16 protein-coding genes and 1 riboswitch are annotated in these 22,956 nt (G+C 46.2%); of the genes, 10 read left to right on the top strand and 6 right to left on the bottom strand.

Annotation, left to right across the window (positions count from 1 at the left end):
• Positions 1-47 precede the first annotated feature (47 nt).
• The gene (locus M3N64_RS02045; protein WP_249096592.1) at positions 48-1,790 is read left to right on the top strand and encodes a phospho-sugar mutase; all 1,743 of its coding nucleotides are present in this window, start codon (positions 48-50) and stop codon (positions 1,788-1,790) included.
• 370 nt (positions 1,791-2,160) lie between these two features.
• Positions 2,161-3,738, top strand: a complete 1,578-nt coding sequence (locus M3N64_RS02040; protein ID WP_249096590.1) for a peptide chain release factor 3 — start codon at positions 2,161-2,163, stop codon at positions 3,736-3,738.
• A gap of 172 nt (positions 3,739-3,910) precedes the next feature.
• Here M3N64_RS02040 and metE read toward each other — a convergent pair whose 3' ends face one another.
• Positions 3,911-6,217: a 5-methyltetrahydropteroyltriglutamate--homocysteine S-methyltransferase gene (gene metE / locus M3N64_RS02035; RefSeq protein ID WP_249096588.1), complete on the bottom strand. Its 2,307-nt coding sequence runs from the start codon at positions 6,215-6,217 to the stop codon at positions 3,911-3,913.
• A 94-nt stretch (positions 6,218-6,311) separates the two neighbouring features.
• Positions 6,312-6,425, bottom strand: a riboswitch (SAM riboswitch).
• 245 nt (positions 6,426-6,670) lie between these two features.
• Here metE and M3N64_RS02030 point away from each other — a divergent pair.
• The 7 genes from M3N64_RS02030 (at position 6,671) to M3N64_RS02000 (ending at position 16,831) form a co-directional block, all read left to right on the top strand.
• The gene (locus M3N64_RS02030; RefSeq protein ID WP_249096585.1) at positions 6,671-8,527 is read left to right on the top strand and encodes a putative bifunctional diguanylate cyclase/phosphodiesterase; all 1,857 of its coding nucleotides are present in this window, start codon (positions 6,671-6,673) and stop codon (positions 8,525-8,527) included.
• Positions 8,528-8,620: 93 nt separating this feature from the next.
• Complete coding sequence (locus tag M3N64_RS02025) at positions 8,621-9,904, top strand: globin-coupled sensor protein (protein ID WP_249096582.1); 1,284 nt, start codon at positions 8,621-8,623, stop codon at positions 9,902-9,904.
• Between the two features lie 466 nt (positions 9,905-10,370).
• Entirely contained in the window at positions 10,371-11,336 is a 966-nt protein-coding gene (locus M3N64_RS02020) for an AAA family ATPase (RefSeq protein ID WP_249096577.1), read from the top strand.
• Positions 11,333-12,490 carry a DUF58 domain-containing protein gene (locus M3N64_RS02015; protein WP_249096573.1) on the top strand — a complete coding sequence of 386 codons (1,158 nt, stop codon included), beginning with the start codon at positions 11,333-11,335 and terminating at the stop codon, positions 12,488-12,490. The genes M3N64_RS02020 and M3N64_RS02015 overlap by 4 nt, the downstream gene beginning before the upstream one ends.
• Positions 12,490-14,802 carry a transglutaminase TgpA family protein gene (locus M3N64_RS02010; RefSeq protein ID WP_249096571.1) on the top strand — a complete coding sequence of 771 codons (2,313 nt, stop codon included), beginning with the start codon at positions 12,490-12,492 and terminating at the stop codon, positions 14,800-14,802. The genes M3N64_RS02015 and M3N64_RS02010 overlap by 1 nt, the downstream gene beginning before the upstream one ends.
• Positions 14,803-14,922: 120 nt before the next feature.
• The gene (locus M3N64_RS02005) at positions 14,923-16,341 is read left to right on the top strand and encodes a SpoVR family protein (RefSeq protein WP_249096905.1); all 1,419 of its coding nucleotides are present in this window, start codon (positions 14,923-14,925) and stop codon (positions 16,339-16,341) included.
• A gap of 256 nt (positions 16,342-16,597) precedes the next feature.
• The gene (locus M3N64_RS02000) at positions 16,598-16,831 is read left to right on the top strand and encodes a hypothetical protein (protein WP_249096568.1); all 234 of its coding nucleotides are present in this window, start codon (positions 16,598-16,600) and stop codon (positions 16,829-16,831) included.
• Positions 16,832-16,928: 97 nt separating this feature from the next.
• Here the strand turns inward: M3N64_RS02000 and M3N64_RS01995 are convergent, their stop codons facing one another.
• The 4 genes from M3N64_RS01995 to M3N64_RS01980 all read right to left on the bottom strand — a co-directional run bounded on the left by M3N64_RS01995 (position 16,929) and on the right by M3N64_RS01980 (position 21,376).
• On the bottom strand, positions 16,929-17,993 hold the full coding sequence (locus tag M3N64_RS01995; protein ID WP_249096561.1) for a DUF871 domain-containing protein: 1,065 nt from the start codon (positions 17,991-17,993) through the stop codon (positions 16,929-16,931).
• A 115-nt stretch (positions 17,994-18,108) separates the two neighbouring features.
• A complete protein-coding gene (locus M3N64_RS01990) occupies positions 18,109-19,488 on the bottom strand; it encodes a PTS transporter subunit EIIC (protein ID WP_249096560.1) in 1,380 nt (459 codons plus the stop codon).
• Entirely contained in the window at positions 19,485-20,387 is a 903-nt protein-coding gene (murQ, locus tag M3N64_RS01985; RefSeq protein WP_249096557.1) for an N-acetylmuramic acid 6-phosphate etherase, read from the bottom strand. The genes M3N64_RS01990 and murQ overlap by 4 nt, the downstream gene beginning before the upstream one ends.
• 140 nt (positions 20,388-20,527) lie before the next feature.
• Positions 20,528-21,376: a MurR/RpiR family transcriptional regulator gene (locus M3N64_RS01980; RefSeq protein ID WP_249096552.1), complete on the bottom strand. Its 849-nt coding sequence runs from the start codon at positions 21,374-21,376 to the stop codon at positions 20,528-20,530.
• A 144-nt stretch (positions 21,377-21,520) separates the two neighbouring features.
• Here M3N64_RS01980 and M3N64_RS01975 point away from each other — a divergent pair, with 144 nt between their 5' ends.
• On the top strand, positions 21,521-22,096 hold the full coding sequence (locus M3N64_RS01975) for an LOG family protein (RefSeq protein ID WP_249096547.1): 576 nt from the start codon (positions 21,521-21,523) through the stop codon (positions 22,094-22,096).
• Between the two features lie 85 nt (positions 22,097-22,181).
• Here the strand turns inward: M3N64_RS01975 and pflA are convergent, their stop codons facing one another.
• On the bottom strand, positions 22,182-22,943 hold the full coding sequence (gene pflA, locus M3N64_RS01970; RefSeq protein ID WP_249096545.1) for a pyruvate formate-lyase-activating protein: 762 nt from the start codon (positions 22,941-22,943) through the stop codon (positions 22,182-22,184).
• Between the last annotated feature and the right edge of the window lie 13 nt (positions 22,944-22,956).

Raw genomic sequence — 22,956 nt, 5'->3', positions numbered from 1 at the left:
TTCTCTCTGGACGTTTTAAATTGTATTTACTTAATGAGGTGAACACGATGAATTGGGAAACAGTGTACAAGAAATGGCAATCAGATGCAAATCTGGATCCGAATTTAAGAAAAGAACTGGAAGCGATTGCTGATGATCCGGTAATGCTGGAAGACTGCTTCTACACAAATCTGGAGTTTGGTACTGGCGGCATGCGCGGCGAAATCGGACCAGGCACGAACCGTTTGAATATTTACACCATTCGTAAAGCGTCTGAAGGACTGGCACGCTACATTGAGAGCGCCGGTCCTGAGGCAGTTAAGCGTGGGGTTGTCATTGCACACGATCCGCGTCATTTTTCTGCGGAATTCACACTCGAAGCAGCGAAAACGCTGGGAGCACATGGCATCAAGACTTATATTTTTGATTCGCTTCGCCCGACACCGGTATTGTCTTTCGCCGTTCGCTATCTGCATGCGTTTTCCGGTATTGTCATTACGGCCAGCCACAATCCGCCGCAATACAACGGATACAAGGTTTATAATGAATTCGGCGGTCAGCTGCCGCCTGCAGAAGCAGACGAGGTCATTCGTTATGTCGCTTCTGTTGCCGATGAACTGGCAGTCCGTGTTGGTAATGAAGAAAAGCTGAAGGCAGACGGTGTGCTTGAAATCATCGGCGAAGAAGTGGATCAGGCCTATCAGGAACAGCTCAAAACTTTGTCGCTGAATTCGGATGTCATTCGAAAGGTCGGCGCAGATCTGAAGATTGTTTATACACCGCTTCACGGCACCAGTTACCGCCCGATTGTGAACGGTCTGAAAAACTGGGGTTTTACCAATGTCACGGTAGTCAAAGAGCAGGCGGATCCGGATCCGGAGTTCTCAACTGTCAAGTCGCCAAATCCTGAGGAACATGCGGCATTCAAGATTGCTATTGCGTACGGTGAAAAACTCGATGCAGATTTGCTGATCGGCACGGATCCCGATTCTGATCGTCTTGGCGTTGCCGTAAAGAACGATGCCGGTGAGTATGTTGTATTAACCGGTAATCAGACCGGAGCCGTTTTGCTCGATTATTTGCTGACACAGAAAAAGAAAAAAGGCCTGCTCCCGGATAATGGAGTCGTTGTCAAAACAATCGTCACGTCGGAAATTGGCCGCACGATCGCAGCAGCTTTCGGCATTCCGACGGTTGACACATTGACCGGATTTAAGTTTATCGGTGAGAAAATCCATGAATATGAAAAAAGCGGGGCGCGCAGCTTCTTATTTGGTTACGAAGAAAGCTATGGTTATCTGATCGGCAAGTTTGTACGCGATAAGGACGCTGTTCAGGCAGCGCTGTTTTCGTGCGAAGCTGCGGCTTACTTTAAGTCGCAGGGAAAATCGTTTTATGATGCGCTTCAGGATATTTTTAAAACATATGGTTATTTTGAAGAAGGGTTGGAATCATTGACACTGAAAGGCATTCAGGGCAAAGAGCAGATCAATGCGATTATGAATGATTTTCGCACACAGCCACCTGCAGAAGTCTCGGGGGTTCCGGTGTCGGTGATTGAAGACTATAAAAAATCGGAAGCACAGGATGTGGCTGCGAAGACCGTTTCACCGATTAAGCTGCCAGTATCCAATGTGCTGAAATACAAATTGAGCGATGGATCATGGTTCTGCCTGCGTCCGTCCGGAACCGAACCGAAAATCAAATTCTATTTCGGCGTTAAAGGCGACGATGCGTCTGATCGAGACAAAAAATTTCAGGCACTGAAGAAGGCAGTCATGGATCGTGTGCATACATTAGTCGGTGAATAAGTGTAATAGCAACAGAATTCGTTATGATTCGCGCAACTTATGCATATAATGGATGAGTACAAAAGCATTCGCAGCAAATTGCCGATTGAAGCGGACGAAACGACGGCTGCTTAACACCGGCACGGCGGGTGCTTTTTCTTGAGCGGAAGCGCAACAATTTTGGTAAACGAATCATGATGAGCAGACGCGAAGATGCTACGAATCGGTTCATCCGTGAAAAATCCGTACTTTTCGTTTACTGAGAATGAGATGAAACATTAATCATGCCACTTAATCACGATATTTTTAATAGAGGTTGGAATTTTCGTCAGATGATTAATTGATGTGCGAAACTTTCTACAGATCAGTGCATGTGCAATAGGAGGAAACCATGAATCAGTTACAGCAGGAAATAAAAAGGCGACGGACATTTGCCATTATCTCCCATCCGGATGCCGGAAAAACGACGCTGACTGAGAAACTGCTGCTGCTTGGCGGTGCTATTCGAACAGCTGGTGCAGTCAAATCGCGTAAAGCTGAAAAATTTGCGACGTCGGACTGGATGGAACTTGAGAAGAAGAGAGGCATCTCAGTCACGTCCAGTGTGATGCAGTTTGAATACGACGGCTACAAGATTAATATTCTGGATACACCCGGGCATCAGGATTTCAGTGAGGACACGTACAGAACTTTAATGGCGGTTGACAGCGTTGTGATGATTATCGATGCGGCCAAAGGTGTGGAGCCGCAGACAATCAAATTGTTCAAAGTTTGCCGTGATCGCGGCATCCCGATCTTTACTTTTATTAATAAACTGGATCGACAGGGAAAAGAGCCACTCGAACTCTTTGAAGAAATTGAAAAGGTACTCGGTATTGAATCGTATCCGATTAACTATCCGATCGGCATGGGCCAGTCGTTCCGCGGCGTCTATGATCGGCAGGAACATAAGATTGAATGGTATAACGAAAAACGCGAACGTCAGGTGCAGTCGCTCAGTGACGTCGATGAACTTTCGGACATTTTGAGAGATTCTGTTGACGATTTTACGCTTGGGCAACTGGAAGAAAATTTAATGTTGCTGGATGAAGCAGGGGCAACATTTGATCTGGAAGCGGTCAAGGAAGGGAAACAGACACCGGTATTTTTTGGCAGTGCCATTTCAAGCTTCGGTGTGCCGACCTTTTTGGAACATTACCTGAAGCTTGCCCCGCAGCCGCAGCCGCGTCAATCCAGCAAAGCAGTCGTTCAGCCTGATGATACGGATTTCTCTGGTTTTGTGTTCAAGATACAGGCGAATATGAATCCGGCACACCGTGACCGTATTGCCTTCCTGCGTATTTGCTCAGGCAGGTTTGAGAAAGGAATGAGCGTGTATCTTGATCGGACGGGAAAACAGCTCAAGCTTGCCCAGCCGCAGCAATTTTTTGCCGATAGCCGGGAAATGATTGACGAAGCATACCCTGGCGATATCGTCGGATTATACGATACCGGATTTTATCAGATCGGTGATACGGTCTGCAGTGCAAAAGATACTTACAATTTTGGGGCATTGCCACAATTTTCCCCGGAGCATTTTGCTAAAGTGCGGGCCAAGAACGCTATGAAACAAAAGCACTTTTTAAAGGGTGTCAGTCAGCTTGCACAGGAAGGTGCAATTCAGGTGTATAAAACGCCTTATGAAGAAACCATTCTTGGTGTCGTCGGCACGCTGCAATTTGATGTATTCGTTTATCGCATGCAGGCTGAATACGGCGTGGATCTGGAAATTGAACATATGCCGCATCAAGTCGCCAAGTGGATCGCAAAACGGGAAGATGCGGAAGCGCTGCGCCGCAATGCCAACAATCTGATCGTTTCCGACTATAAGGATCGTCCGGTCATTATTTTTGAAAACGACTTTTCTCTACGCTGGTTCCAGCAAAAGCATCCCGATGTAGAACTGCGTGATTCCAGTCATAACATGTAGCAGTTCAAACACATGCGGAGTAAAATGTGAATCCAGCTTGTTCTCAAATCAACTGTATCGATGATTGAATACAAAAAAAGCGCCTGGAAAGCCCAGACGCTTTTTTGTACTATAAGCAGGTTTAAAATTCAGGAGTGAACTTACTTTGGCCCATTATAATATAATCCGCATTTTATTTGCTGACGCGATTGCTGAGTTCATTGCGTACTTCATGTGCCGCTTTGACCATGTGCTTAAGTGCCGGAATGGTTTCTTCCGGACGACGCGTCTTCAGGCCGCAGTCCGGATTGATCCACACAACTTTCGGATCAAGCACCTTAAGCGCCCGTTCCGCATAGCTTTTCATTTCTTCAGTGCTCGGTATGCGTGGACTATGAATATCGTATACGCCGAGACCAATGCCCTTCTTATATTTAAAATCTTCAAAAGTAGAAATAATCTCACCATGGCTTCTGGCGGCTTCGATTGAAATAACGTCAGTGTCAAGTGCGTCAATAGTGTCAATGATTTCATCAAATTCGGAATAACACATATGGGTATGAATTTGTGTATCGTTGTTGACAAAAGAGGTCGCCAGTCGGAACGCGTAAACCGCATCGTGCAGATACACGGGTTTTTTCGCTTCCTTGAGCGGCAGGCCCTCGCGAAGTGCCGGTTCGTCAACCTGAATCATGCGAATGTCTGCTTCTTCAAGCGCATGCACTTCTTTTTTCAGCGCAAGTGCGATCTGATTGAATACGTCTGCCTGGCTGATATCGTTGCGAACAAATGACCAGTTATAAATTGTGACCGGTCCGGTAAGCATGCCCTTCACTGGTTTGTCTGTCAGTGACTGGGCGTAGGCGCTCATTTTAACTGTCATCGGCGCACCCCAGGAAACGTCGCCGAAAATCAGCGGCGGCTTGACGCAGCGCGATCCATAAGACTGTACCCATCCGAATCGGGTAAAGGCAAAGCCTCCCAGTTTCTCACCAAAATATTCAACCATGTCATTACGTTCAAATTCACCGTGAACCAGTACATCGATGCCGATCTCTTCCTGAATTTGGATCCATTTTGCGGTTTCGTCTTTGATAAACTGTTCATATTTTTCTTCGTTCCATTCGCCCCGACGCAAATGACGGCGTGCCTGCCGAACTTCTTTGGTTTGCGGGAAGCTTCCGATTGTTGTTGTCGGAAGTGGTGGAAGATTAAAGGTGTCTGCCTGAATCTGCTGACGCAGCTGATAGGAGCTCGGACGTGCCGGCAGTTCACTGCTTAGTTGCGCCAGTTCTTTCTCAACTTCCTGATTATTGCGGTGTGCTGACTGCTGCAATGCTTTCAGGTCGGAAATACTTTTCTGGATTGCCCCGTCAACTGCGGCCGCACTTTCATTCAAACCTTTTGCGAGCGTCACGATTTCACTGAGCTTCTCATCGGCGAAGGAAAGAGCATTCAGCAATAACGGATCAAGTTCGCTTTCGTTGGAGACGGTAACCGGGACATGGAGAAGACTTGATGACGGCGTTACCCAGAGCTTCTCATGATATTTAACAGCCGAGAGCAGCGTTTGCAGTTCATCAAGCGTTGCAGCGAGATTGGTTTTCCAAATGTTCCGGCCATCAATCACTCCTGCGGCCAAAACTTTGTCTTCAGGAAAGCCAAACGTCCGGATTGCCGACAGATTGGCTTCTTTTCCATAGACAAAATCAAGACCAATGCCGTCCACTGGCAGGCGGACTGCGGCTTGGTAATCGTCCACGGCTTCAAAGTAGGTTTGAAGCAGCAGTTTTAAGCCGGGCACGCCGTCTTTAATCACTTGGTAGGCTCTGCTGAAGGCAGCCAAATCTTCATTCGTCTGTTCTTTAACTAATATCGGTTCATCGATTTGTACCCATTCTGCGCCCGCTTCCCGCAGTTCATTCAGCACGCGCACGTATAAAGGAAGAAGTTCATCAAGCAATGTGCTGAAATGTGCGGCATCATATCCTTTTGACAGTTTAAGCAGTGTAATCGGCCCGAGAATGACCGGTTTGGTAATGAGCCCGAGCTCCTCTTTTGCCTCGATGAACAGGTCAAGAAGACGATTATGCGTGATATAAGGTAGGGTATCGTTGCTGATTTCCGGAACGATGTAGTGATAGTTTGTATTAAACCATTTTGTCATTTCAGATGCCTCTGCGTTTTTGTTGCCGCGGGCAATGGAAAAGTAGGTTTCCAGTGAAATTTCTTTTTCCCCTGTCTGGAAACGTTTGGGAATCAGCCCGAAGAGTACTGCTGTGTCAAGCACGTGATCGTAGAGGCTGAAATCCCCGACAGGAATCAAATCGACACCGATTTGTTTTTGTTTTTTTAAATAGCTAAGACGAAGTTTTCTGACTGTATTCAGGAAAACATCTTTGGATAGATTACCTGTCCAGAATTGTTCCAGCGCCTTTTTCCATTCTCTTTTTTCACCGATTCTCGGGTATCCGAGATTTGCACTCAACACTTTGCCCATTGTTTCATCCTCCTGTAATCAATTTGCGATCATTTCTTGAGGGTTAAAATAAAAGGCCTCTCCGATCAGAGAGGCCTGAATAATTATCCGCACCCTCTTATTTTTCAGGATTTTCAAGTGAGAAATCCTGCTGGAATTAGCACCTTTTCAAAAAATGAAAGGTTGCCGGGCTTCATTGGGCCAGTCCCTCCGCCGCTCTTAATAAGAGTTCAATTAAGTTAATTCGAATGTTAACATGGATTATGATATTCGTCAATAATCGGATTTAAGATGACTTTGAAGTAATATGAAAATCGTCACATTTTCTGACTGAATGCTTAAAACGGACGGTAAGGCAGATTAAAAAAATCAGGACATATGGGTTCAGGTTACCAGGCTTTCTGACGATATAATAAAAGTAAATCTGCAATTTTTAAATGAACGGCAGCTTAGAGATACGAGGATGGACAGAACATGAGCGAATTATCAAGTCAAGAAAAATGGCTGGCAGAGGTTAAAAAGCAGAAAGTTGCACTGCCAGTCAGCAATCATAAGTTCCGGCTTCAAATTGCACTGATGAACGTTCACCAGCTGGACCTGCAACTGGTTCGCTGGATAAGCCCACTTCTTTTGAAGCATCATCAGAAGATCGCTGAACAAATGCATGGTTTTGCTACCGAATTATATCGAATGCAGAATAAGAGTCTCTCACAAGAGACGGGTGAGCAGCTGGTTAAGATGTATCAGAAGAAAACACGGTGTCTCTCCAGAGGAACACTTGATGCGTGTTTTCTTGCAGCTAGTCAGAATGAGGCGCGGTTCTTTTTCAAACATCGATTTAGTTTATCTGAGCAGTCTGCGTTTCTTGAAAAGTATAATCAGGCGATGACGGCAATGCTTAATCAGGAGGCTGGCCTTCCCGAGCAGGTACTGCTGCTATCCAAATCTCTGGATAAGATCCTCCGCCTGATGCAGCAGTTTGTGCTTGATGAGTATCAGCTTCTTGAGCATGAATATGAGACCGGGAAAGAAAATGCGCTGCGGTTTAAGGCATATCACGATGCGCTGACCGGTCTCCCAAATGATCTTATCGGGGAAAAAACGATTGAGCAGCTGATCAGCGCACGGGAAACGACACAAAAGACATTTGCTGTGCTGAAAATCAACGTGGATCGTCTGAAACTGATTAATGAAACTTTTGGAAGAAGCATCGGCAACGAATTGCTGATTGCTTTATCCGGACGCATGAATCAGGCATTGGATGGATTTCATGCACAATTATATCGGAGCAGCAGCGACGAATTTATGATCATTTATCAAGACAGCCTGAATCAGCAGGAGTTGGTTCAGGCGGCGGCGCTGCTGCTCCGTTCGACTGAAAAGCCGTACTATATCGACGGAAAGGAGATCTATGCAACATTCAGCATTGGTATCGCAGAATATCCGGCGAACGGCTGCTCAAGTGTTGAAATTTTGTCTGCGGCTGATGCGGCACTTCGAGAGGCAAAGAAAAATCATAAAAACCGCTATTTTTTCTATAATAATGATCTTCATCATCAGATGCTCCTGAAAGTAAATACGGAAAATGAATTACAGGTTGCTCTGTACAAGCACCAGTTTACTTTATTTTATCAGCCGCAGGTCAACGCAGATTCAGGGCATTTAATTGGTGTGGAGGCACTCATTCGCTGGCGGCATCCGAAACGCGGCATTATTTTGCCGGGCGCTTTTATCTCAGTTGCAGAAGAAACGGGCATGATCTGTGATATTGGCTGGTGGGTGCTTAATGAAGCCTGCCGTCAGATGAAACGCTGGCATGACAGTGGAGCGTTGAATGTGCCGATCTCGGTCAATCTTTCGTTTAATCAGTTTCACGATGACACGCTGGTTAAACGCGTGCAGCGTGCACTGAAGATGAGCGGGCTGCGCCCTGAGTTTCTTGAACTGGAAATCACGGAGTCAACGATGGCGGAGAATCTGGAGCGCTCAATTAAAATCCTGAATGAAATACGTGCGCTTGGCGTCGGTGTCAGTCTGGACGATTTCGGAACCGGCTACAGCTCACTCAGCTATTTAAAAAGCCTGCCGATCAACCAGTTGAAAATTGACCGTTCCTTTGTGCGCGATATCGCACAGAATCATCGAGACCAGGCCATTGTGACGGCCATTGTATCTATGGCTGAACATTTGTGGATTGATGTAATTGTTGAGGGGATTGAATCCTCCGAGCAGCTTCGCGCAATTCAGCGATGCCGTTGTCATGCCATTCAAGGCAACTATTACAGTCAGCCGCTTGCCGAAGATGATTTCTCAGAGAAATTTTTCGCGTAAATAGTGACCAAAGTGTGTAAAAAGGTCAAAAGCAGACAGAGTAACGGCAAATTATGTCATAATAAATTTAAAACTGAGGGTGGGTGAAGGTTCATGCCTTTATTAAAGAAAATGGTGAAAAAATCGTGGACGGAACAGGCAAAACAGGAAGAGGTACGGATTGATGTCTCAGAAGAACATGTGCAAGAAAAACTTTCGATGTTATCTATTGAGCAATATGATCTGCAGCTGCTCAAAATCATGCGTCCGTATGTAGAAAAGGAAATTGATCGAATCGCGCATGAATTTTATTCCAGTTTTACGAAAATTGATTCGTTGAGAGCAATCATTGAAAAACACAGCACAGTTGAAAAATTAAGCAAAACGCTGTCTGCCCATGTGCTGGAAATGTTCTCCGGAACAATTGATGATGCCTTTATTCAAAGAAGATATCGTGTCGGGATCATGCATTATCGTATCGGCCTTACACCGCCTTATTACATGGGTACTTTTCAGAATCTGCTTTCCAACCTGATAACCATTGTCTTAAGTCATACTGAGGATATGCCCTCGGCAGATCGCGTTATTCGAGCAATCAATAAAATCATCAGTTTCGAACAGCAGGTTGTGCTTGAAGCATATGACAAGGAATATGAAAATCACTTGAAACAGGAATATGACACAGGAAGGGACGATCTGCGCAAAGCTATTCTCCAGGTCAGCGATCAGCTGACGCAGCTGTCTGAAGAGAGTGGCACTCTGGTCAATCATCTTCTCGAGCAGCTAAAAGTTGTTCAGAAGAACTCAAAGAAAAGAAACCAGATGTCCCAGGAGGCGAAGTCCAACGCGGCTGACGGGCAAAAACAGCTTGAACAGCTTTTCGTTCAGGTGATGGCAGCCAATAAATCCGTTCAGAATATGGGTGAAATGGTCGGTGAACTGGAAGCATCGTCCAAACAGATCGGGCAAGTTACCCTGCTCGTCAAGGACATTTCCGAACAGACACATATTTTAGCGATTAATTCGGCCATAGAAGCAGCAAGAGCAGGCGAATACGGCAAGGGCTTTACCGTGGTTGCACATGAGATTCAGAAGCTTGCTGAAGAAACTAATCAAGCGATGCTTCAAATTTCCGAATTGATCAAGAAGTCGGGGAAAATGACCAAGGAAGTGGTTGCTTCACTTGAGCAAACCAATCGTGTCATGCAGAAGAGCATTGAGGAGTCAACGCATACAGGAGAAAAATTTGCCTTTGTCATCGACTCTGCCGATCAGAACAATTCGCTATCTCAAGTGACAAACCAAAGCATTGATCAGCTTGCCTTAATAACCGATAAATTGAGCGCAGGGATTGAGACCATAGTCGCATCTGCCGAGCAGTTGAAAGCCAGGCTTTAATTAAGTTTTTACGATTCTGTTTAAGAATCACGATGTCTGTCGTCACGGATCGAAACCATTCGTGGATTTTTTGCTAAAGGTTTACCGGCGCTCATTCTTTAATACTGCAAGAGGATAATAAATGATGAAGAACAGACGAATGTTATCGTGTGTTCTTTTTTGTACTATATTAGAAAGCATATAAATTTTAAGGAAAATAGTATAAGTGGTCCGAAAAAACGCCGCGTCCTGCGGCTTATCGGACACTAGGCCGTCCATGGCCGTCGCAAGAGGCTTGTCAAAGCCAAGTTTTCTAACATAAGAAAGTTTAAAATTTGCCGAATTGCTCATCTTTCAGTTACGCTGAAACGGTATGGGAAGGTGAAAAGCTCTGAGCGAGTCCTGTTGCTTGGCAATAAAAAAATTTTTTTTGTACAATAAAGTTAATGATTGAAATAATCGGAATACCGCGGAATCGAGGTAACTTATGAACTCAGACGCCGAATCGCATCAAATGATCTCAGAACTCATTGATCATGTAGAAACTGTAGTTGTAGGGAAAAGAGATGTCGTGAAACTCATGACAACCGCCATGCTTGCAGGTGGTCATCTGTTGATTGAAGATGTTCCTGGTGTCGGAAAAACCGTACTGGTTCATGCACTTGCAAAATCAATCGGAGCGGATTTTAAACGCATTCAATTTACACCCGATTTACTGCCTTCTGATATTACCGGGCTGTCCATCTATAATCAGAAGGAAGCAATTTTTGAATTCAGACCCGGACCGTTAATGGGCAATATTGTGCTTGCAGACGAGATCAACCGAACGTCACCGAAAACGCAGTCGGCACTCCTTGAAGGAATGGCAGAGGGGCATGTGACGGTAGACGGTGTTACCCGATCATTGCCGGAATTGTTCTTCGTCATGGCAACGCAGAATCCGATTGAGTATGAAGGCACTTACGCGCTCCCTGAAGCGCAGCTGGATCGTTTTTTAATGAAACTGTCCATCGGTTACCCGGATCGAAAGGACGAGCTTTTGCTTATGGACCGGGCACCCGGTAATCATCCGCTTCGTGACCTGCAGCCCATTTTGTCCATTGATGACGTTCTTTTTCTGCGCCGAAAGGTGTCTTCTGTATTCGTTTCTGATGACATGAAAAATTATCTGCTTGACCTTGTTCAGGCGACACGCGAACATCCTCTGATTACGCTTGGCGTAAGTCCGCGCGGGACGCTTGGTTTGCTGCGTGCTGTGCAGGCGTATGCCTTTATTGAGCAGAGGGATTTTGTTATTCCGGATGATGTGAAAAAGGTTGCTCCTTATGTGCTCGCTCATCGCCTTATTCTGAATCAGGAGGCGGTATTTGCGCATACCGATGCATTTTCACTGGTTCAGGAAATGGTGAGACAGATTAAAGTTCCAGTATTTGTAAAGGAATCTTTGAAATGAATTTTTTCCGATGGTACAGGAAGAGAAGAACGGGTGCGGTGCTGCGTGCCTTGCCTCTGCCTGTTCTTGGCATTGTGCTGTTTCTGTTCGCCATCGCGCAGGGCGGATTTTTGAGCTGGTTTCTCTTTTACATTTTTATTCCCATTGTTCTCTATCAATTCATTCTTATCGGTTACCCCTTTCATTCAATTGAACTTAAACGATCGATACACACCGGACGGTTGGTTGCCGGTGATACACTTGATATGACCCTCCATTTAAGAAGACGCTGGATGCTTCCTCTGTTTTTTGTGACCATCCGGGATTGCAGTGAGCATACCGTACAAAAAACGGGGATGCTGATTTGGTATACAAGGGAAGCGGCGCTTCCAATGACTTTCCGTAATATGCGAAGAGGGAAATATGTATTGGATACGCTTGAATTGAAAACAAGTGATCCATTCGGCCTTTTCGAACGAAGCGTTCTGCTGAGGTCGAAGCAGGTAATCTATGTATATCCTAAAGCGCGGCTGCTTTCATCAGCTGAACTCGGAATGCAGAGAAATGGCGCAAAGGCTTCCGTTCAGGATACGGACCTTGCCGGTTTTTCGGGTATCCGCGCGTATCGTCCGAGCGACCGTCCTTCCTGGCTTGATTGGAAATCTGCGGCACGAATGAACAGCCTTGTCACCAAGCAATTTGAACCGGAGCGTGAACGCCATGCATCCGTAGTTCTTGTTTCAAAGAAGGAAGAGAATGATGAACGCTTTGAACGTGCGGTCGCTCACACAGCCTCGCTTGTTCAGACCCTTCTCAGGCTTGGCTTTTCTGTTTTATTGACCTATGGTTCTGAACATGTGCCTCTTTTGCTGCAGGAACAGTTGCCACGATCTGTAGATACAGCCTTAAAAACGCTGGCTGAGCTTCGAAAAGAGCAGGCGCTGACGGTTGAAGATGTCCACATGGCGGCCAATAAAAAGTATGTCGGTTATGCCATCAGTACAGATCCTCAGTTAGCAGGCATGATGCGCAATTTTGCAGAAAAAAGCCGACAGTATCAGACAATGTATTATATAACGGATCAAGTTTCGTCTCAAACGATGCGTGGCATGAAATCATCGTGGTTTTCTTTGCGAACCGTGACGGAAATGAAAGGCAGGCGTGACAAAATCTGATGAACCGATCAATGATGATACAGCTGATGAACGCGGTCATGTATGGGCTTGCGGGCTTACTTTTATGGCTCTGCAGCAGACCGCTTGTTGAACTGACCATTCTTAATTCGAAAATTCTGCTTATCGTATTCATCGCAATCATGCTGCTGTTCTTTTATTTTAAAATGCCCGTATGGATTTGTTTTATGACTTGCGGTCTGCTCATTCTGTATGCGATGCATTTCTACTTCTTCACAAATGATCCCTTATTCGGACCTGTATGGCTGGCTCAGTTCACAGGAAGCATTGTTCAAAGTGTTGGCAGTGTGTGGAGAGGTGAGGTGGTTGAGGCATCTGATTTGTTCAGTGCTTTTCTTTTCTTTATTCTTTTTGGCATGATTCTGTTTGCCATCCGTTACTGGCTGAAGAAAGGGCGTCTCATACTTTTTTCTTTACTTGCCATGTTCAGTGCCGCGCTCATTGATACGTTCACTTTTTACGATGGGAGCCGTCCGATCGTGTTGATCGCAGTCGTCGCGCTGCTCATGCTCGTTTTTCGTAAGTGGCAGCGTTTCATGGTTGAAGGGACAGAAGCAGATGAGCCGAAAGGTCATCTGCCGTGGCTTTCGGTCACAGGTCTGGCCATGGCAGCCATTCTGTTTGCTGCACTTTTGTTTCCTAAACCGGACAGCCAGTGGAGCGGACCGTCGGATTATTTAAGTGGATTTGGATTTACGCTGTTTCAAAACGGTTCTTTCTTTTCAAGCGGTCAGCGGATCGGCTATGATGAGGATGATTCGCGGCTCGGCGGGTCCCTGGCAATGGATCAGACCCCGCTTTTTACTGCTTCAGTGAGCAGTGATCCCGGTTATTGGCGAGTGGCACATAAAGATCGTTACACCGGACGCGGATGGAGCAATGATACTCCGCTTTATATTCAAGTGCCCGCGAGCGGCGAGACGATTTCGCTGCTGTCTCTTTATGAAAAAAATACAAAAACAAATCAACAGACGGCGATTCTGCGCTTTGATCGTTCCAGCCCGGCAATCCTTCCTTTTACCGGTGAGCCGACACATGTCGCTGTGGCAGGAAGAAATCTGAAAGTCGAATTATCAACCGGTCAGTTAAAAACTGAGAATGAACAGAAAGCTGCTTCGGAACATCTGGTTTTTGCTGAGCCGGTCTATCGAAAATCACAGCTACGAAAAACCGATGTCCCTCCTGATTCTAAAGCGATTCGAAACCGCTATCTTCAGCTGCCTTCGAAACTTCCGAATCGAGTACGTGCACTTGGCCAGCGGCTCACCTCCGGACATGACAATCGTTATGATCAGGTCAGAGCAGTCGTCGATTATTTACGTTCATCACGTTTTCGCTACGCAACCGATCAGATTCCGCGCCCTTCCCGAGGGCAGGATTATGTCGATCAATTTCTTTTCTCGACCAGAGTCGGTTACTGCGATAATTTTTCGACCGCTATGGTTGTACTGCTTCGTTCCGCAGGTATTCCGGCCAGATGGGTTAAAGGATTTACGGCAGGGGAATATCAGGGCCAGGTTCAGGAAACGGTTAATGGGGAAAAGAAGAGTCTGAATAAATATCAGATTACAAATGCCGATGCACATTCCTGGGGCGAAGTTTATTTTCCCGGCAGCGGATGGGTACCTTTTGAGCCAACGCCGTCATTCAATGATCCGAGTCAATTTGCGTCTAATGCGTCAACGAACCGCGGATCAGGAACAGATGATGTGCAGCAGCAGTCCGAGGATTCAGCGTCAAGTCAGCCGGATGCTTCATCATCCCGCACGCAGCAGCAGGAGAAGCAATCCGAGCAACAGTCGGCGGGACAGTCAGACGTGCAGCAAGGCAAGGGACAAAGTACAGATGAACCACAGAACACGTCACATATAACAATTAATTGGACACGCGCTGTACAGGGGTTGCTTGTTGTGTTTGTGGCCGGCATGGCTGCAGCATGGCTGACACGCAGACGTTGGCTGCGCGCACTCTATAAGCGGAAGATTATGAACGATCCGCTTGGCAGCAGCAGCGACTTTCAACATACTTATCAATTGCTGCTCCGTCTCCTTCAGTTAAACGGCGTGAGAAGAAAGAATTCGGAAACATTGCGCGAATTCGCCATGCGTGTGACAGAAGGCAGGTCAAGAAACGCATTGCTGCTGCTTACTCGCCAGTATGAGCGTATGCTTTATTTACAGGACCATACCTTTACAGATCAAGATGCTGTTCGCGCAAAAAGACAGTTCCGCCATTTAATCGTCGATTCAAATCGAGTTTCTGAACATCAGGAATCACGGCGTAAAGCAGACTAAGCATCATTTCAACTGAATTTCCGGGCATTTACCGGGTATAAAAAGGCTGGCTTGCTTCATATGATGAAGAATAAAGTCATTGCCCGAGGCGGTAATGCCCAGAAAGGATGCTGCGATCCGATGGCAAAAAATGAGCATGCAGAACTTGAAAAGTCGATTGATGAAATTACAGAGATTGCAGAAGGATTTGGCCTTGACTTTTATCCGATGCGCTATGAAATCTGTCCCGCAGAAATCATTTATACATTCGGGGCGTACGGCATGCCTACCCGTTTTTCTCACTGGAGTTTCGGAAAACAGTTTTATAAAATGAAGCTGCAATACGACTTAGGGTTGAGCAAAATCTATGAATTAGTCATCAATTCAGATCCTTGCTACGCCTTTCTTTTGAATACCAACAGTCTGGTGCAGAACAAAATGATTGTCGCTCATGTACTTGCGCACTGTGACTTTTTTAAAAATAATGTTCGGTTTGTGAATACACGGCGCGACATGGTCGAGAGCATGAGCGCAACTGCCGAACGTATTCATAATTACGAGGAACAGTATGGAAGGCGGAAGGTAGAAACATTTCTCGACGCGGTGCTTGCAATTCAGGAACATGTTGATCCACGCATCATCCGCAAGGGCGACTGGCTGGACAGTAAACCGGGAAAACCGACAAAAAAACGAAAAAAACCGCTGTCCGCCTATCAGGACCTGCTGAATCTTGATGATCAGGAGCAGACGGATGAGGCAGAAACGGAAGCCACTAAATTTCCAAATCGCCCAGAAAAAGACTTGCTGTTTTTTATTGAAGAATACAGCAAGGTACTCGAAGACTGGCAAAGAGATATTTTAACGATGATGCGCGAAGAAATGCTCTATTTCTGGCCGCAGCTGGAAACGAAGATCATGAATGAAGGATGGGCGTCTTACTGGCATGCACGCATTATGCGCGCGCTGGACCTCACCTCTGATGAAGCGGTGGACTATGCGAAACTTAACGCGCAAGTCGTGCAGCCATCGCAGCAGAGCCTGAATCCTTATTATCTGGGATTAAAAATATATGAAGATATAGAGGAGCGCTATAACCATCCGACTAAGGAATTGCTTTCGCTCGGCGTCAAAGAAGGATCTGGAAGAGAAAAAATCTTTGAAGTGCGTGAACTTGAATCGGATCAATCCTTCATTCGCAATTATTTAACCAAGGATCTTGTTCAGCGTGAAGATCTTTTTCTTTTTGAAAAGAAAGGCGACAAATATACAGTTACCGACAAAGACTGGAAGAATGTTCGGGATCAGCTTGTCTCAATGCGTATTAACGGCGGCTTTCCATATATTGTCGTTGAGAACGGTGACTACCGGGATAATGGCGAATTGCTGCTCAAACACCGCTTTGAGGGCATAGAGCTGGATACGAGAGACTTGGAAGGTGTGCTCAAGTATCTTTTCCAGCTGTGGGGCCGCACCGTTCACCTTGAGACGGTTATTGAAGAACACCCGGTCCTGTTCAGCTACGAGCATGGAGAAATCAAAAGAAAGCGGCTGGATAGCTGAATGAGTAACAAGCCAAGCAGCTCCTCATTTTTTCTGAGAAGCTGCTTTTTGGTGCGCCCGGCATGGCACTGCCAGGGCAGTGGAAGTCTGTTACAGGTATCGCAGTGGGAGCGGTTAGCTGAAGGTAGCGCAAAACTAAGAATTCCCCTGATTTTTCCAGACACCACGTGACAATCTTTATTTTTTCTTAAAACGGCTTTCACAATCTTTATTTAAAATGAATATAGAAGCTAACTTTGGTAAGGAGTTGAATGTTTTGCGCCGCTCACGAAAAGTCATCCTTAGATCCGTTCAACTGCTTCTTGTCCTTGCCCTGCTCTACATCCCAATGATGGAGCATCCGCCGAAGATGCCTATCTATAAATCGCTTGAACAGCAGCCGTTGATTGAAAGTGAGCAGATTTCCCGAACTTCTGATTCCGAGCAGCAAACAGACATCCCAGTGTCAGGAAAGAAAAAGTTTCTTGCTTATACGCCGATTATCAAATAAATGAAGAAACCAGGCCAATGCCTGTTTTTTTTCATTTTAAGGGTTCTGTTACTTATGCGACGTATGGCTTTCCTGCAGAAGGAGAATAACCGCACATTCAGGATGACCATTCAATTTTAAAAGTATCGCCACCTCGAATATAAGAAAGAATAGGTAAATCTTCTTCGGTTATCCGCCCGATAACGTTCACTTTCGGATCGGCAGGCAGATCGCGTCGTGTGATTTGAATTTCGCCCTGGTACCTCCCGTACAGCTGATTATCAACGGTAACTGTTCCGGACGCTCGCTCCCGTCCATTGTTATAAGGCGAAACTGGAGATGGGATGAGATGAAGCGTTCTTGATTCTGCTGAGCGAATGCAGTCTCTTGCTTCGTCAAGGCGATTCATCTGCGGCGAAGAAACAATGTGAAGTAAATCCGAATCGTCAATCTGAGCATGAGCGCTCAGCAGAAAGATTCCCCTTTCCAAGGCAGCAAATTGGCGGAGGGCATGGGCGCTCATGCCGGGATCGCCAAGGATAAAATCGTCGATTTGCTCCTGAGTCAAATCGAGAAATGAAACAAACGGTGAACACTCGCGATGATCCTCGAGTGTCGGCAACCCTTTAAAAACAGGGCCGCGCAGATCGGCATCGCCGGGGAAGAAGGCGGCGGTTGTCAGTCCATGATTTTTCAATAGCTGATTTCGTTCACGAAATGTGCGGCGGGACAAGCCTGTTTCCGGACGCGGATAAAAATTATGGCAGGCCGTCACCTGATCGGTCCTGAGCCCTTTATTGATCAGCAAATCAATGAATGCTTCTGTAAGATTGCTGGCATTGAGCACAATAGGCATTTGCCGTGAAAGCGCTGCGGTAGATTCAGCAGTAAACCCTTCATCAAGACGCAGTGTATCAACCCCCATCTTCTTTAGCTCCGTTGCCTGGTTTAGCGGCAATCCGAGCACTTCTAAAGAATCTGCGGAAATATCAACAGTCAAGTGAAGGTTCAACTCTGTTGCCAATGCGCCTAATGCTTCCAGACGTTCTTTGTATGTTGCGCTGTCTTCCTCAGGTATGTGCAAAGAAGTAAACAGCAGATTAAAACCATGAGCATGATAGGTTTCCAATTTTTTTTGCTGGTTATTTATGGGTTGATTTAAATAGACAGAAAAGCCAAGCATCGATTGCCCACTCCCATTAATGTGCCTCAAACGAAGCAAACAGTGTAAAAATGAACTACACGAATAAAAAAGATGGAGCAGTTGGCCCGCTGCCAGCTCCATTCTCCAAGTATTCTTATTTGATGTTATCCGCCATTTTTTCATTATAGCCAAACAGATAAGTCAGGATAAATCCCGCTACGTAAGCAATAACAAGACCGATAAAGTAGTAGACATATTTATTCTGGGCAATAAGCGGAATCAATGAAAGTCCGGAAACGCCGATTCCAACTGCTCCCGTATGCATCACCGCCTGGAAAGCACCACCCAATGCGGCACCGATACATGCCGTAACAAAAGGCCTGCCGAGAGGAAGCGTGACACCATAGAGCAGCGGTTCGCCAATACCAAGAAATCCTGCCGGCAGACCTCCTTTGATATTGTCCTGAAGTTTCTTGTTTTTTGTTTTCACATAAATGGCAATTGCAGCGCCTACCTGTCCGGCACCGGCCATCGCCAGAACAGGGAGCAGGCTGGTAAATCCGTAACGGTGGATCAGATCCAGATGGATCGGTGTCAGCCCCTGATGCAGACCGACCATGACCAACGGCAGAAAGAAACCGGAAAGCACGGCACCTGCAAGGACGCCGCCAACGTTCAGAATAGCCTGAATACCGCTTGTTATGCCATCAGTAAATACTCCGAACAGCGGCTGAACGGCATAAAGTGAGAGCAATCCAACGATCAGCAGCGAGATTAAAGGAGTAATAATAATGTCTGCGCTGTTGGGCACGGCTTTGCGTACCTGTTTTTCCACAACCGTAATGAGCCACGCCGCGAAAATGACGCCGAACAGTCCGCCACGGCCGGGAGTGAGTGGTTCGCCGTAGATTGTAATATTGGCGAGTGCAGGATTAAAAAGAATCATACCCATAATTGCACCGAGTACCGGCGTTCCGTTAAATTCTTTCGCCGTATTCCAACCGACTAAGATTGCCAGAAATGTGAAAAGACTGCTGCCGATAAGTACCAGTATGGATAATAGCGATGATTTCGGATCTGCTCCGGAGTTAATGGCAAAGTTAGCGATTCCGTTAATGAGTCCGGATGCAACCAATCCGGGGATCAGCGGAATAAAAATGTTACCGATTTTTTTCAGTAGTTTTTTGATCGGTGTCTTTTTAGCAGACTGTTTCATTTTTTGTTTGTTAATGGCTGCTCGCTCCTGGAGCGTCAGGTCATCCGGATTGTTTTCTTCGCCGATTGCGAGCCCTGTTAACCCACTGAGTTCGTCAGCAACTTTGTTCACTGTTCCCGGACCTACAACGATTTGCAGTGTTTCATCATCGACAACACCCATGACACCGTTAATTGCCTTTAGTTTCACCAAATCAGCGTTTTCTTTCTTATTCAGCGAGAGGCGTAACCGTGTCTGGCAGTACATGATCTTCTGCAGATTCTTTTTCCCGCCTATGTTCTCCAAAATGGACGCAGCCATCTGTGTTTCTTTTTTCATTCTGTTTCGTCCCCCTCTAATGTTTTGCGGACAAATCCGTTTGCCTTCTGCAATCGATCGATCGCCTCATCATATGAGCAGTGAAGAAGGCTCATGACAATTGCTGCTTTTACATTGTGTCCTGCTTTTTCAAACTGGCATTCGGCTGTTTCATAACTGCATCCGACTGCCTCCATGATCATTCTTTTTGAACGTTCAATCAGTTTCTTATTTGACGGCTGAACATCGACCATTAAATTGCCGTAGACTTTGCCGATCCGGACCATTGACGCGGTTGAGAGCATATTAAGTACAAGTTTCTGTGCGGTTCCTGCTTTAAGCCGGGTCGAGCCAGTTAAGACTTCCGGGCCGGTTGCGACTTCGATAGCGATATCAGCATAACTGCTGATCGCTGATCCCGCGTTGCATGCAAGACTTATTGTTGTCGCGCCCTGTTTTCCTGCATATCTGAGACCGCCGATCACATATGGCGTTCGTCCGCTTGCCGCAATGCCGACAACCGTGTCAATCGGCCCAGCGCACACTTTTTTCAGATCATCACCTCCGAGTTGTTCACTGTCTTCCGCACCTTCAATAGCCGTTGTCAATGCTTTTTCACCACCGGCAATAATGCCCTTCACCATGTCGGGTGAAGCACTGAATGTAGGCAAACACTCAGAAGCATCAAGAACGCCGAGCCTCCCGCTGGTTCCTGCTCCGATATAGATCAGGCGTCCGCCCATGTTAAAGGAGTCAACAATTTTATTAACGGCCTTTTCAATCTCCGGCAGAACCTTACTGATCGCAAGCGGAACGGTTTGATCTTCACGATTCATCAGTGCGAGCAGATCATGCAGTGGCATCCTATCCAGATCCAACGTGTTCTGGTTACGGCTTTCGGTGGAATAATGTTCGTTCACAGCGCACACCCTTTATCTGTTTTCTTTATTTATTATATTTCTTCTTAATATTCTATAAAATTGAAATGAAAAGTCAATATAATTTAATTAAATGGTGAAATTTAATTTCAATTTATTGTAATAAAAGAAGTCATCAGGCCTTATCTTCTGAACCTGAGGACTGCTTCTCGTGCTTCACGATATTGTTCAACAAGATGGTCACTTGATTGATGGAAAACACTAAGATAGAGTGCACCAATAATATTCAGCTGTGTCATGGTTGAGGCAATGCTGCCGATTCGAAAATCCTGTTCTACAGGCGGTGTACAGAGCTTAATATCGGCAATTTTATAAAGCGGTGAATGCTGTGCGTTGGTGATTGCAATGACACAGGCCTTCTTATTCCGAGCAAGTTCCGCAAGTTGAAGGACATCTTTAGTCTTGCCGGACATACTGATAGCAATGAAAACAGAAGACGCTGTCAGGAAGGGCGTTGTGGCGGCGGCTTGATGAAAGTCGGAAATCATGACGGAATGATAGCCAAGCCGTGAAAATTTGTAGCTTCCGTCGATGGCGGCAATTGACGAACCACCGACGCCATAAAAAAAGATTCGATCGGCGTTCCGCAAATCGTTAACTGCCTTCTCAAAGCTTTTGCGATCAAGTGACAGCAGGGTCGACTCAATCGCATGTTTGTTCAGTTGGGTGACCTTGCAAAAAAGATCGTAGGGCGCATCAGCTTTTTGCAGGCTGGCAAAGTTCGTTAGATCTTCCTCGGCGAGTGTCAGCTCTTTTGCAAGCTCCAATTTAAATGTTTTAAAATTTGCGGCGCCGATCGATTTGCAAAAGCGAACGACGCTGGCCTCACTGACATCTGCTTTAATGGAGAGATCTTTTGAGGTCATGCTCGGAACGAGTTCAGGATGCTCCGTAATGTAGCGGCCAACCCGTTTCTCAGCTGATGACAATTGGTTTAATCGATTTTTTATTTGCTGAATGATCCCGTTCATGAATCCTCCTCCAAGGCGTGCTGTGAACAGATTTTGACGGCTTCTTTTATCTTATTATGGTTTCCAATGGGGTGCAAGACAGTAATGATTTTATTTGTTTGTGATATATTGAATTTGCGAACGTTTACGGAGAGGAGATTTTAAATGAAACAGATCGCTGTTTATTGCGGCGCGAGTAAGGGAAACAAGCCGATTTATGAGGAATATGCCGTCAGGCTTGGAACATGGATCGCGAGGCATCATTATGGGCTAGTATATGGCGGAGGAAAAGTCGGGTTGATGGGCTGTGTTGCTGATGCGGTTCTTGGTCTGGGAGGGACAGCGATCGGGATCATGCCACAATTTCTTGTAGATCGGGAGATTGCCCATCAGGGATTGAGTCGCTTGATTATCACTCAGGACATGGATGAACGGAAAAAGAAAATGATGGCGCAGTCGGATTGCTGTATTGCATTGCCCGGCGGACCGGGAACGCTTGAAGAAATTTCCGAGGCAGTTTCCTGGGCAAGGGTTGGTGAAAATGACAGTCCCTGTGTGTTTCTGAATGTGAACGGCTATTATGACTTGATCAAAAGCTTCCTGGATCAAATGGTTGGCGAAGGCTTTCTCACGGCTGAAGATCGGTCAAAAATCCTGATTACGGATGATTTTGATGAAATTGAGACCTATATGGACAGCTATGCGCCGCCTCATGTTCGTCGATATGCTGAAAATTCTTGATAAGAGCCGGCTCTGGTATCTGGTCACTTTAAACGATATAACAAAGCACGCCGCATTTCCAAGCGGCGTGCTTTGTCTCTTTATTTTATTGTGGAACAGCGACGAGCGGTCTGCGAATCTCCCGCTGAATGAGCATGGCGGCACGCGCGACTTCGTCATCTGTCGGTGGTTCGATACCCTCCAGTGGGTAGTCAAGCCCAAGCGCCTTCCATTTGTATACGCCCATTGTGTGATAGGGCAGAATTTCAACACGCTCCACATTGCTCAGTGAATTGATAAACGAGCCAAGCGCCGACAGGTCTTCTTCTGAATCGGTAATCGTTGGTACCAGTACGTGCCGGATCCAGGTTGGTATGTGCTTTGCGGACAACAGTCTGGCAAAGGCTAAAATATGCTTGTTCGGTTGACCGGTCAGCCATTTGTGCCGCTCCGAATCAATTTCTTTTATATCCAGCAGAACAAGATCAGTGTACTTTGCCAGTTCATCGAACTTTTTATGAAAGAAGGGCGCATCAACATAGCAACATCCGGATGTATCAAGGGCGGTATGGACACCGATAGCTTTGCATGCTTTGAATAATTCGGTCAGAAAGGGAATCTGCAGCAATGCTTCACCTCCGCTGACGGTTATTCCTCCGCCGGAAGCCTGGATAAACGGCAGATATTCCTTTAATTCATGAATAATCTCTTCCACACTGATTGATTTTCCGGTACCGATTGCGCGTGTGTCCACGTTGTGACAGAACTTGCACCGAAGCGGGCAGCCCTGCGTGAACACGACAAACCGGATACCTGGACCATCAACCGTACCGAATGATTCAACAGAGTGAATGTTGCCGAGAACCATGAGCCCCCCCCTC

Source organism: Sporolactobacillus mangiferae, assembly GCF_023336505.1.
GTDB classification, from domain to species: domain Bacteria; phylum Bacillota; class Bacilli; order Bacillales; family Sporolactobacillaceae; genus Sporolactobacillus; species Sporolactobacillus mangiferae.
Note: the sequence above shows the minus strand (reverse complement) of the source record. Positions and strands in the feature narration are given on the sequence as shown.